Source organism: Flavobacterium sp. ACN2, assembly GCF_002303885.1.
Classification (GTDB): Bacteria; Bacteroidota; Bacteroidia; order Flavobacteriales; family Flavobacteriaceae; genus Flavobacterium.
This window is the reverse complement of the sequence record NZ_MRCM01000019.1, coordinates 22,260-34,526: the sequence shown is the minus strand read 5'-3', so window position 1 is coordinate 34,526 and position 12,267 is coordinate 22,260. Positions and strand designations below refer to the sequence as shown.

The 12,267-nt window shown below is 34.9% G+C and carries 6 protein-coding genes; 5 read left to right on the top strand and 1 reads right to left on the bottom strand.

What is annotated here, in order from left to right:
• Positions 1-8: 8 nt before the first annotated feature.
• Both BSF41_RS19940 and BSF41_RS19935 read left to right on the top strand, forming a co-directional pair.
• Positions 9-1,544: a RagB/SusD family nutrient uptake outer membrane protein gene (locus tag BSF41_RS19940; RefSeq protein ID WP_095931261.1), complete on the top strand. Its 1,536-nt coding sequence runs from the start codon at positions 9-11 to the stop codon at positions 1,542-1,544.
• Between the two features lie 251 nt (positions 1,545-1,795).
• Positions 1,796-3,616 carry an alkaline phosphatase gene (locus BSF41_RS19935; protein ID WP_095931260.1) on the top strand — a complete coding sequence of 607 codons (1,821 nt, stop codon included), beginning with the start codon at positions 1,796-1,798 and terminating at the stop codon, positions 3,614-3,616.
• A gap of 419 nt (positions 3,617-4,035) precedes the next feature.
• Here BSF41_RS19935 and BSF41_RS19925 read toward each other — a convergent pair whose 3' ends face one another.
• The gene (locus BSF41_RS19925) at positions 4,036-5,640 is read right to left on the bottom strand and encodes a class I SAM-dependent methyltransferase (RefSeq protein ID WP_095931258.1); all 1,605 of its coding nucleotides are present in this window, start codon (positions 5,638-5,640) and stop codon (positions 4,036-4,038) included.
• Between the two features lie 390 nt (positions 5,641-6,030).
• Between BSF41_RS19925 and BSF41_RS19920 the strand changes: the two genes are divergently transcribed.
• The 3 genes from BSF41_RS19920 (at position 6,031) to BSF41_RS19910 (ending at position 11,837) form a co-directional block, all read left to right on the top strand.
• Positions 6,031-7,041 carry a LacI family DNA-binding transcriptional regulator gene (locus BSF41_RS19920; RefSeq protein WP_095931257.1) on the top strand — a complete coding sequence of 337 codons (1,011 nt, stop codon included), beginning with the start codon at positions 6,031-6,033 and terminating at the stop codon, positions 7,039-7,041.
• A 177-nt stretch (positions 7,042-7,218) separates the two neighbouring features.
• Positions 7,219-10,311: a SusC/RagA family TonB-linked outer membrane protein gene (locus BSF41_RS19915; RefSeq protein WP_095931256.1), complete on the top strand. Its 3,093-nt coding sequence runs from the start codon at positions 7,219-7,221 to the stop codon at positions 10,309-10,311.
• A gap of 11 nt (positions 10,312-10,322) precedes the next feature.
• Positions 10,323-11,837 (top strand): SusD/RagB family nutrient-binding outer membrane lipoprotein, encoded by a 1,515-nt coding sequence (locus BSF41_RS19910; RefSeq protein WP_095931255.1) that lies wholly within the window; start codon positions 10,323-10,325, stop codon positions 11,835-11,837.
• Positions 11,838-12,267: the final 430 nt, after the last annotated feature.

Below are 12,267 nucleotides of genomic sequence, written 5' to 3'. Positions count from 1 at the left end.
CAATTAAAATGAAAAAAATAAGTCTTTTATTATTGAGTTTCGTGCTTTTGGTAAGCACTTCGGCTTGCGAAAGCGAACTTGATGTTGTGCCACAAGGAGCTCCGTCAAGCGGAAATTTCTGGAAAACGCCAGCAGATGCAAAAGCGGGAGTAAATGCAATTTATGCTTTATATTCTGATGATAATATGTACGGTCGTGGTTTCTTTTGGTTAAATAATGCCAGCGATGATATTGGAACAAAACCAAGACAGAATGCAGAAAGAATCAAAAATTTTATTGTAGACGGATCAGAATCGGATACTAAGGATATTTGGAGAATTCACTACGAAATTATGAAACGTTGCAACGACGTGATTCGCAATATTCCAAAGATTGCATTGGACGAAAGTACAAAAAACGGAATGTTGGGAGAAGCTTATTTTAACCATGCTGTAATGCATTTAGAATTAGCGTACCACTATGGAGACGATCGTGCCGGAATTCCGATTCAAGATAGAGAAGATCCAACAAATGTTTTTGTGCCTCGTGCTAAAAATGTAGCCGAAAATTACGCTTATATTGAAGCAGATTTAATCAAAGCGGCAGATTTGTTGCCTTATTTTGATCAGCTTACGCCAGACAATTACGGACGCGCGCACAAAACTGCAGCTTGGGCTTATTTGGTTCGTACGTATTTGTATGCAAAAGATTGGGACAATGCTATCAAATATGCAAACATGATCGTGGCTAGCGGAAAACACAAATTATTAGACAATTTTGAAGATGTATTTAAAATCAGTAACAACTGGTCTTCAGAATATATTTGGTCTGTAACTTCAAGTGCAGAGAATACATCTTTGGGTTCTATTTTTCCTGGAGTTTGTTTAGAAGATAAAGGTTGGGGAGTTTACAACGGATGGGGAAATTTTTATCCAACAAAAGAATTATTCGATACTTACGTAGCTAATGATAAAAGACGAAGCGCTACGATTTTACAAAAAGGAGACAAATTTGTTTATTTCGGAGAAACAGTAACTTTTAACGAAGGAAATCACGTAGTAAGTTCAAGTAACAGAACGGGTTATCAGTTTAAAAAATATATGGAGCCGTTCAGTTATCCAAAAACATCATCGGGCGGAGTAGATATTCGTTATGTCAATGCAAACGGAGACAAGCCTTCAACTGCTTTAAATGTGCCTCTTCTACGTTATGCAGATGTGATTTTGATGTTAGCGGAAGCGAAATTAATGAAAGGACAAAACGCAGACACAGAAATCAATATGATTCGTCACCGTGCAGGTCTTACAGATATTGCTGGTGCAACAATGGTAGATTTAAAAAGAGAAAGAAGATGCGAGTTGGCAGGAGAATGGACAGATCGCCATTTCGATTTAGTGCGTTGGGGAGATGCAAAAGAAACATACGCAAAACCATTGCACCATTATGATGGAAGCGTAATTTATCCTGCTCGTAATTTCAACCCAGCGATTCACCACGTTTGGCCAATTCCGCCAGATGAAATCGCAGTAAGTAAAGGAGCTTTGACTCAAAACCAAGGCTGGTAATAAGTTAATTTCATTGTGTTTTTTTAGTTTTTTATACTGCAGTCTTAGTCAGGAGACTGCAGTTGTAAAAAAAACAGAGTAAAGTTTGTCTTTCCGAGGAACGACAAGATTACTTTTTAATATGCATTTAAACAAGTGAAACGTCTTTACACATAAAGAAAAACTATGTTTCTATGTGTTAAAAAATAAACAGCATAAACCCATTTCTAATAAAGTTACCTACAGCTTTAAAAGAATATAAATCATTTTAGATGAAAAAAATAATCACCCTTTTTTGCCTTCAATTTTGCCTCTTCGCGCAAGCGCAGGAATACAGTTCATCCAACATTCATTCGCATAACGATTACGAAAGTAAGTTGCCATTTTACGGGGCTTATTCTAACGAAACGGGCGTTATAGAAGCCGATGTTTTTTTAGTGAATAACGAATTATTTGTGGCGCATACTTCTAAAGAAATCGCTTCTCACAATACACTTAAAAGTATGTATTTGGAACCGCTTTCGAACAAATTAAAAACATTGGAAGGAAGAAAAGCTTATCCAAGCAATAAATCATTGATTTTAATGATTGATATTAAGTCAGATGCCGATTCGACTCTAAAAGCAATTACACAACAGCTAAAGACTTTTCCAGATATCATTTCAAATAAAAATATAAAAGTGGTTATTTCTGGAAACAGACCTTTGCCATCGCTTTGGGCAGCGTATCCAGATTTTATTTATTTTGATGGAAGATTGAATGAAAATTATACTTCAGATCAATTGGCGAGAGTTGAAATGATTAGCGAAGATTTGCATGAAATCACAGTTTGGAACGGAAAAGGTGTTTTGACACAGCCAGATGCTGAAAAAATTCAGGCAATTATTAAAAAAGTCCACGATCAAAAGAAAAAAGTAAGATTCTGGGCTACGCAAGACAACGTGAACACGTATATGACTTTGATGAATTTAAAGGTTGATTTCATCGGAACGGATAAAGTAGCCGAACTGACTCAATTTATTAATAGTATCAAAACGACATTTTATCAGAATACAGAATTTCATCAAGCTTATGTTCCTAAAAATGTTTTCAAGAATAAGCGCCCAAAAAATGTTATTCTTTTAATTGGAGACGGAATGGGATTAACACAAATCTACTCTGGCTATACAGCAAACAAAGGGCAATTGAGTTTGTTTAATATTCCAACTCAAGGATTTTCGATCACAAAAGCTTCAGATAGTTATATTACAGATTCTGCTGCAGGAGCAACGGCAATGGCAACAGGACATAAAACCAATAACCGTTTTATAAGCGTCGATGAACAAGGAAAACCACTTCAGACGATTGCAGAACAACTGGCAAAGAGAAACTATAAAACGGCAATTATTTCTGCTGGAAATATTACAGATGCAACTCCAGCGGCGTTTTATGCGCATCAGCCAAAAAGAAGTTTAAGTGAACCAATTGCGAACGATTTTCTTTCGAATTCGTCAGATATTTTAATTGGAGGAGGACAGAAAGAATTTATTTCTAGAAAAGATGGCAAAGATTTGTCTAAAACTTTAATTGAAAAAGGATACACTTTCTCAGATAAATTCTCGAGTTTAGATACGATTAAAAACAGCAAATTTGTTGTTTTAGAAGACGCGGCGGTAGTTTCTATAAAAAATGGAAGAGGAGATTTTCTAACGAAATCTTTAGCGAAAGCGACCAACACTTTTTCAAAAACAAAGAATCCGTTTTTTATTATGGCCGAAGGCGCTCAAATTGATTATGGCGGACACCAGAATAATGTGGAATATGTTGTGAGAGAAATGCTTGATTTTGACAAATTGGTTGGCCAAGCAATGGAATTTGTAGATAAAAATCCAGAAACACTTTTAATCGTAACCGCAGACCACGAAACTGGTGGATTATCATTAATTGATGGAAGCATTGAAAAAGGTTACGTTCACGGAAGTTTCAGCACGAACGATCATACGGCAATTCCAGTTCCTGTTTTTGCTTATGGACCAGGATCTGAAAAATTCATGGGAGTTTACCAGAATACAGCAATTTATGACAAGATTATGGAATTGATTGAAAAGAAATAATTTCTTAAATAAATTCAAACTAAAGGAGCTTCCTAAGGGAGCTCTTTTTTGCTTTTATCTAAAATATATTGCTCCGCTGGAGCTTTTTTATCGGTGTCTTGAATTTTTTGCTATAAATATTTCACTCTTCCAGAGCTTTAAAATGTTTCTGCAAAAGTCCCAGCGGGACGAAATATTTATAGAAAAAAAATTACGGTTTAAGAAAGAGCCCCAGCGGGGTGAAATATATCGCTCCGCTGGAGCTTTTTGATCGGTGTTTTGAATTTTATCTATAAATATTTCGCTCTTCCAGAGCTTGAAAATGTTTCTGCAAAAGTCCCAGCGGGACGAAATATTTATAGAAACAAAATTACGGTTTAAGAATAGCCCCAGCGGGGTGAAATATATCATTTCGGCTAATTTTGAACGTTAGATTTTATTTATTTTCCTTTCAACAAATTAATGCTAACCGTTGCAGTATCGGCATCTGGAAATCTCTTGAAAATAGATTGATCTGGAAACAATCCGGCTTCTGCGGCAATGGCATTAAAAACATCAATTTCAACAATATATTGGTCCGAAAAACCATGAGTGGCATCATAAGCTGTTGCTGGAGTTCGACCTAAATTATTAGCCGTAAGTTTCGGGTTTATAGTATGAAGTTCAATTAGTAGCAGACCAAATTTACGTACATAAGGAGACCATTTTTGTAAATGTTCCAAAAGATTATCTTCAACCAGATTATTGCTAATTCTTTTTCCTCTGTAAGCAAATGCACCTGTTGAGGTACTGACTCTATTTTCGTTACTATGCTTCGGATCTTGCCAAATTCTATTATGATCTAGAAAAGTCCTAACATTTAGAAGATCTTTCAAATCAATATTATAGTTTTCTTTCAGATCATCTGCCAGTAAATCCGGACGTCCGATATCGCCCCAAATTACTTTTGCCCAAATATCTGCATTTATCAGATTGGCTCTGGTGACTTTCAAAGCGGTCTGATTGTAATCGGCGCCGACTAAAAATAAAGGATATTCATCGAGCATTTTTCCGCGTAAAGTTTGCCTGTCGATTACTTCAAAAATATGCTGTAGAAAAGCGCCATTTCCGCATCCCATATCTAAAATTCCTTTAGGCTGTTCTTCGATCGGAAGATTAAAAAGTTTAATAAGAATTTCATCAACCACTTTAAAATAAGTATCGTGCGCGCCGCCGCTTCCCCAAACATTCATTTCGCGATCGACATGAATTTCGTTTTTGCCTTCTGCAGTTCTTAAAGCATCTGGATTGCCAAAAATTAATTCTTCAATTTTGGCAAATGTCGGAAGATAAGAAACTGTAACGCCATATGCGCTGGCTCTTTTAGCAAAAAATAAACCGGCTTCGGTAAATTGATAATTTCCTTTTTTCTCCAGAAACCAGCCCAAATGCACAAAAAAGTCTAATATCTTTTTGAAATTTTCGGGTGATTTATGAAACTCTTCGGGTCTAAAAGAAGTTTCCATAAAATACTTGTGAAACATTCCGTTCATCGCCAATCTAACAATAGTTGGTCCGATGAGGTAACCTTCAATATGTTTTAAAATCTGCTCTTGAATGCTCTTAGTTATAGGGTCATTGGAAGACTCAATTCCGTATGTTTTTTTATATTTTTCAAAAATAGTATTGAGCTTTTCAAACGGCGTATCTTCAAACAAACGGGGATGAAAATGTATAGATAACTGAAGTAATTCGACAACATCTTCGTAGAGATGAAACAGCGAAAAAGCAGTTTCAGTTTTCTCATTTACAGCAATTGTGATTACCTGCGTTTTATTATCAATTTCATATTCTAAAAATCCTTGAGAAGCTAAAACTCTCAAAGCAACATTCAGATATCCTTCGTTGGCATTAAAAGCAGCAGTAAGTTCAGCTATTGAGGTCTGTTTTTTATCTAAGATAAATTCTAATACAGATTTATTTTTAAGTGCGACTGCTACAGGAGCAGTAACTAAGCCGTCAAGATGCCTGAAGATGGAACTTAAGAGTTGTGATTTATCGGTCATAATGCAAAAATGAAGTTAGTTAAAAATAGTGATTTTTTTCTTACGTAGGACATCTTGGTTTTAGTTGGCTGAGGTTTTGTTCTGGTTTTTTCTCAAAAAGTCTTTTTACAGAATTTTAGATTTTTTCAACTTTTTTTTTGAAAAATAACACTGAAAAATGATTAATAAATACCTCAAAAGGCAATTAAATCTTTATAAAAATTACAAAATCTACATTAAAAGTCAAAATGACAATAACTAATCAAAATCCTTTATTTGCTGAATATTTCGTTTTATTTTGTTGATAAAAAAGAGATTTATTGAAAAAAAATTTTACTAAAACGTTTTTGTAAGTTTTGCTTACATATATTTGTGATGTACTAAAATATTCAACAATAAATTTTTTACTAGATGAAAAAGATTACAATTAGAGATATTGCTAAACAGGCAGAAGTTTCTATTTCTACTGTGTCTTTTGTTATCAATGGAAAAGGCGAAAAAATGGCTATTAGTCCGTCGGTGATTAAAAAAGTTCAGGATGTAGCACAAAAACTGCAGTACAAACCAAGCATGATTGCGAGCAGTTTGCGAACAGGAAAAACAAGATCAATCGGACTTATTGTAGAAGATATATCCAATCAGTTTTTTGCTGATTTGGCAAGAGTGATCGAAGACGAAGCAAAAAATATCAACTATAGAGTTTTTTATTGCAGCACAGGAGACGATAACAATCGTTCGGAAGAATTGGTGCAGAGTCTTTTACAGGCAAATGTTGAAGGTTTTATTATTACACCGACTCGAAATCTCGAAAAAACAATCAGCCAACTTTTAAAATTGCAAAAGCCGGTGGTGCTAATCGACAGATATTTTGCCAATCAAAAAGTAAGTCATGTGGTAATGGACAATTACGAAGGATCTTACTCCGCCACCAAATTTTTGATTGATAAAGGAAGAAAAAATATTGCTGTTGTAAACAACGAGTCTGGAATGATTCAGATGAAATTGCGAGAAAAAGGATATGTAGAAGCGTTAAAAGAAGAAGGAATTTATAACGAAAATTATACGCTTCATTTAGATTATCATGCAAGTGAACAAAGCAGAGTAGAAGCCATTATAAATTTCTTTGAAAAAAATAAGGATATAGATGCCGTTCTTTTTTTAGCAAATTACCTCGGACTTGCAGGATTACAAGCTTTTAGATATTTAAAATATAAAATTCCAGAAGATATTTCGGTGATCAGTTTTGATGATCACTACAGTTTCAAACTGCATACGCCCACCATATCTGTAATTGCTCAGCCCATAGAAGATATAGCGGTCAAGTCCATACAATTGCTAATGAGTCAGATGACCAACTTTGAAGACTATAAAATTGAAAAAATTCTCAAAAAAGGCTCTTTAATAATAAGAGAATCAGTTTAAAATTTTTTTGACCATTTCACTAAAACGATTTAGTAAAAACCAAAAACAGCAAGACTTGCAAAGGCTTCTTGTTGCTATAATTGAAAGTAGAGTACCAATTTTTATTAATTATTTAAAACAAACACGTAACAACAAAACACAAACGAAATCAAAACCAATAACCAAACAAAAAAGCTTATGAGACGAATATTAGCAGTGTTAGGAGTGATATTGCTTAGCAGTTTAAGTGCTGCCGCGCAAAATCGATTAATAACCGGCATAGTTACAGATGCAGAAAACAAGGGAGTTGTTGCTGCATCAATCGAAGTTCAAGGAAAACCATTTAGCGCTGTTACAGATGCTGAAGGACGATTTAAAATGAATGTTCCAGAAGGTAAAATTACCCTTAATATTTCTTCTATAGGGTTTCAGTCAAAACAAGTTGTATTACAAGAAAAAGAAACGAGAGTTGCTGTTACACTTGCCGAAAATACTCAGGAATTAAAGGATGTTGTGGTAACTTCATTTGGAGTTAAAAAACAGAAGAAAAGTTTAGGTTACGCTGTAGGAGAACTAAAAGGCGATGATCTGACAAAAAATAAAGAAATCAATTTAGGAAATGCTTTGCAAGGTAAAATTGCCGGTGTAAACGTTTCGGCTCCAGTTACAGGGCCATCAGGTTCAAGCCGAGTGGTTATTCGTGGTGCGACTTCTGCATCAGGATTGAACCAGCCGTTGTATGTGGTGGACGGAATCCCGATTGACAATACGCAGCAAGGAAATGCAGGAATGTGGGGTGGAGCTGATAAAGGAGATGGTATGTCTTCTTTTAATCCAGATGATATTGCTTCGCTGTCTGTGCTTAAAGGTAGTGCCGCTTCTGCTCTTTACGGGTATAGAGGATCAAATGGAGTTATCTTAATTACAACTAAAAAAGGTAAAAACGGAACAGGAATAGGAGTAGATTTTAGTACCAATTCTTCTTTTAACACACCTGCAAGTCTTTTAAAATGGCAAGATCAATATGGTGCTGGTGCTCCAAATGCGAGTGGTGTGCCAACTAGATTTAACAATTTACAGGAACTTAGAGATTCATACTATTTTGCATGGGGAGATAAATATGACGGAACACCTTCATTATCACTTGATGGCAAGACAAGACCTTATCAAGCTTATGGAAAAGATAATGTGGAGAATTTCTACAGAACTGGATATTCTTTCAGCAATACTTTAGCAATTTCTGGCGGAAATGAATCAACAAACTTTAGATTATCTTTTGGAAATACAAAAGACGAATCTATTTTGCCAGAAACTACTTTTGGTAGAAACAACGTGGCTTTGAGTTTAAATTCGGCTCCAAATAAAAGAATCAGTATAGAAAGTAATGCTCAGTATATTTCTGAGAAAAGCCATAACCGTCCGTATTTAAATGATTCGCCGAGAAACCCATCTTTCCCAACAACTTTCATGACTCCGGGAACAGATATTAGATGGTTAAGCAATCCTTATGACGCGAATGGAGGAGAGGAAGACTTTTTAGGAGCAAACGTATACCATACAAATCCTTATTTTGCTACCAAATCTCCTTTAAACGACGACCTTAGAAAACGTTTTATCGGATCTGCAAAAGTAAATTATAACATTACAGATAAAATTTATGCTAAAGCTGTTATTGGTATTGATGATATTAATTATGAATATACTGAAATTGAGCCTACTGGAATAAACTATAGCCCAGGTGGATCTATCGAAAACAGAATTGAAACCCGTTCTGAAGTAAATGCTTCTGGTTTTTTAGGCTACAAAGGAGATATTGCTAAAGACCTTTCTTTGGATGCTTTTATTGGAGCAAACCGTCAGCATAACAGATATAGCGGTATTAAGATGAAAGGAAATAACTTCATTGTTCCGTTCAAATATTTCTACGGAAATACACAGCCAGATAAGACTGAAAAATTATTCTCTGAAAGTGAAGTAAACTCTCTTTTCTATTCAGCAGATCTTGGATACAAAGACTACTTGTTTCTTAGTTTAACAGGACGTGAAGACTGGTTCTCGACTTTAGATCCGTCAAATAATAGTACTTTTTATCCTTCTGTAAGTTCAAGTTTTATTTACTCAGAAGTTATCGGTCTTCCTGAATGGATTTCTTATGGTAAAATTAGAGCGGGTTGGGGTAACGTTGGAGGAGCTTTGCCAGAAGCTTATGCTTTAGCATTGACTTATACAACGCCAGACGGACAGACAGATTCTTTAGGACAGCCAATTTTGGGGGTAAATGGAGAAACGATTCCGAACAGAACTCTAAAACCATACAATGTAAGTACAATTGAGTTTGGTTTTGAGAACACATTTTTCAACAACAGAGTAAGTACAGATTTGACTTTCTACAGCAAGAAAACAACAAATGATATTACCGATGCCGATGTTTCTCAAGCTTCAGGATATAGAACAACAAAAATCAATGTTGGAGAAATCCTAAACAAAGGGGTGGAGTTTGCTATTAATGTAAAAGCAGTTAAGACAGAAAATTTCTCTTGGAACGTAGGTTATAATTTTGCTTACAATGATAGTGAAGTTTTAAATCTTTCAGATAAAATCACAACAAAAACATTAGAAGGAAACAGAGACGGAAGAGCTAATGTAGTTTTAGAAAAAGGACAGCCTTTTGGAGTTATTAAAGCATACGATTATTTAAGAGATGCAAATGGCAACATTGTATTAGATACAAACGGAAAATTCTTAAGAGGAAATTTAATCATTGCAGGACAAGGTGTTGCGCCAACATCTATGGGACTTTCAAATGATTTCTCTTATAAAAATTTCACTCTTTCTGTTTTTGTTGATGCTAAATTTGGAGGAGAAATCTATTCGGCTACAAATCAGTTAGGAACACGTTATGGATTATCTGAAATTACACTTCCTGGTCGTGAAACTGGAGTTGCAGTAAGCGGAACAGATGTTAACGGAAATCCTGTAAACACGACAGTTTCGGCATACGATTACTGGAGAAGCTACAGTGATGTGACATCAAACTTTGTTTACGATGCTGATTTTGTTAAGCTTAGAGCGATTTCATTTGCTTATAATTTTCCAAAAGCATATTTGCAAAAAACACCATTCCAGTCTGTTAGTTTAGCATTTTCTGCTCATAATTTGTGGACTATTTATGACAAAGTTCCAAACATCGATCCGGAGTCAAATTACTCAAACAGTAATGCGCAAGGTATGGAAAGAGCTTCTATGCCTTTGACAAGAAACTATGGTTTTGCACTTAATGTCAAATTCTAATTCTAAAAAAGATGAAAAATAGATATATCAAAATATTTTGTGTCGCAATTGTTGGTGTTTTGACATTAGCTTCATGCGATAAAGGATTCGAAGAAATGAATAAGAATCCGAACGCCTTAACAGATCCAGCTGTAAAATCAATGTTTACACTTGCAGAGATTTATGTAGACGGACAGGATTTTTCTAATACAAGAGGAAATAACTTGTACGCAGCACAAATTGTACAGCAATTTTCTTCACTTGGAGGACCAGGTTCCAAATACACCTACTCTTCGGAGTATTCGGCTGCCCTTTTTGGTGAAACTTACGGAAAAGGTTTAAATCAGATTTTCCAATTATTATCTGTAGTCGAGGATGCGCCAGAGAATACAAATATGATTCAGGCTTGTAGAATCATGAAAGTTTTCTTGTTTCAAAAACTAACAGACACTTACGGTGAAGTTCCTTATTTTGAAGCAGGAAAAGGATATAACGGAAACGTTTTTTCTCCTAAATATGATACGCAAGAAGCTATTTACAACGATCTTTTAAAAGAATTAGACGAGGCTGGAACGGCACTAGATGCTGGAAAACCTTTTGTTGGAAATGCCGATTTGTATTACCAAAGTGATGTTGCAAGATGGAAGAAATTGGCAAATTCTTTAATGTTAAGAGTAGCAATGCGTTTGTCTAAAGTAAATCCTGCAAAAGCAAAAGAATTTGTAGAAAAAGCCTATGCTAAAGGTGTATTTACTTCAAATGATGATAGTTTGGTTTTAAAGCATGATGCTGGTCCTGCAGGGGTTAAGACAAATCCAATTACCTCTTCTTGGGTTAGAAATGATTTAAATGGAGGAGAATCTAATATTAAATTCAGTAAAACTTTCATCGATTTATTGAAAAACACAAACGATCCTCGTTTAAGAATTTATGCAAAACTAGAAGCTACAGGAGATAATAGCCCAGCAAGTCAGCAAGGGTTGGCAAATGATGCAAAAGAATTCCCAGGAGGAGATAAAAAGCTTTTCTCAGATCCAAATACTTCAACAGTATTGCGTTTAGATGCTCCAACATTAATTATGTCTTATGCTGAGGTTCAGTTTTTATTGGCAGAAGCGGCAGTAAAAGGATGGAACGTTGGCGGATCTGCTCAAACGTATTATGAAAATGGAGTAAGAGGTGCTATGAATATTTTAGCAATTTTTGGAGATAAAGTGCCTTTGGTTTCACCAGCAGAATACAACACTTATATTACTACATATCCATTTAAAGCTGGAGGAACAGAAGCAGAAAAAATCGAGCAGATTATTACTCAAAAATGGATTGTTTTATTATTCAACGGTTTTGAAGCATTCTCAGAATACAGAAGAACAGGTTATCCAGTTTTAGTTCCTGTGAATGATCCAACGGGAGACACAAAAGGAACAATCCCGAGAAGATTAATTTATGATCAGTCCGAACTTATTACAAACGAGGCTAATTATAAAGAAGCAATTCAACGTCAAGGTTTAGATTTAATGACCACAAGAATCTGGTGGGACAAATAATTTTTAAAGTGGTTGGTTAGTTAAGATAAGTCGGGTAATGAGCATACCCGGCTTGTTTTTAAAATCATATAATAAATTGATCTAAAAATCAAGCAATTTGAGAAGTTGCTTTACAGATTCAAATACCTTTTTTTTCGCAGCAAACTAAGAGAGATTCTGCTGAAAAAGATGGATTTACTTTCTGTATTTTAAAGATTTCAAAAAGCGATATTTAAGAATTTGTTTCATTATTTGAATTTAAAACGATTCCTATCAAAATCAAAATAAAGCATAAGGCAGTGGTAAAGAAGATATTTCTAGTTGTATTTTAGAGTTACTAACAAAGAATAGATTCTAAAGAGAAGGAATAAACTTGGTCATTTCTTTCCTTCTCTAAACTGCCAAATTAGTTACCTTTTTACTAATTTTAGAAGGTATTAATATAGTATTC